This is a genomic window from Pararhizobium sp. P1_E7, from assembly GCF_056405855.1.
In genome coordinates this window covers 1-754 of the sequence record NZ_JBFUBH010000246.1, presented here as the reverse complement: position 1 = coordinate 754, position 754 = coordinate 1, and the positions used below count along the sequence as shown (strand labels likewise).

Annotated in this window: 2 protein-coding genes; both read left to right on the top strand. The window is 56.0% G+C overall.

Annotation, left to right across the window (positions count from 1 at the left end; translation table 11 throughout):
* Positions 1-184 (top strand): TOBE domain-containing protein (locus AC1D17_RS29225; RefSeq protein WP_477568676.1); only part of this gene is annotated, 184 nt, incomplete at its 5' end.
* A 5-nt stretch (positions 185-189) separates the two neighbouring features.
* On the top strand, positions 190-754 hold a 565-nt coding region (locus AC1D17_RS29220), incomplete at its 3' end, for an ABC transporter permease (protein WP_477568675.1).

Genomic DNA, 754 nt, shown 5'->3' with positions numbered 1-754 from the left:
GGGTGTTCCCGGCATCGTAGAAGACATCACCTACACCGGCGCGCAGAGACGGTACCGGCTGAGGCTGGCCACAAACGCCACCCTGGACGCGGTAAAAGTAAACAGCGGAGGTGAAGACTTCCAGATCGGTGAAGCCGTCGCTGCCGGATGGGCCGGCGAGGCTGCACACCTTCTCGCGGAGTGATTGTCATGGTTACACCAAAGACCATGGGTCAGAACCAAAGACTGCTGATAATTCCGCCCTTCCTCTGGCTCGGGGTCATGTTTCTTCTGCCGACGCTGCTCGTGCTCGCCATCGCATTGTCCTCGACGCGTGTCGGCATGCCGCCTTACGAGCCGCTGTTCACCTGGGACGGCGCGATGCTGTCCATCAAGCTCAATTTCGAAAATCTCCAGTTCGTTTTTCGCGACGGGCTCTATGCGCACGCCTATCTGAATAGTCTCAAGGTAGCGGCCATCGCGACACTTCTCACGCTGCTCATAGCCTATCCACTGGCCTACGGTATTTCCTGCTGCAAGCATCCTTGGCGTTCGCTTCTGGTTTTCCTCGTCATCGTGCCGTTTTGGAGTTCTCTGCTGATCCGTGTCTATGCATGGATGGCCATTCTCAGCAATGACGGTCTTCTCAACAGTTTGCTTCTTGCGTCGGGGCTGATCGATCGACCGTTACAGATCCTGAACACGCAGACGGCCGTTTATATTGGGATCGTTTATTCCTATCTCCCTTTCATGGTTCTGCCGCTCTACTCGAACC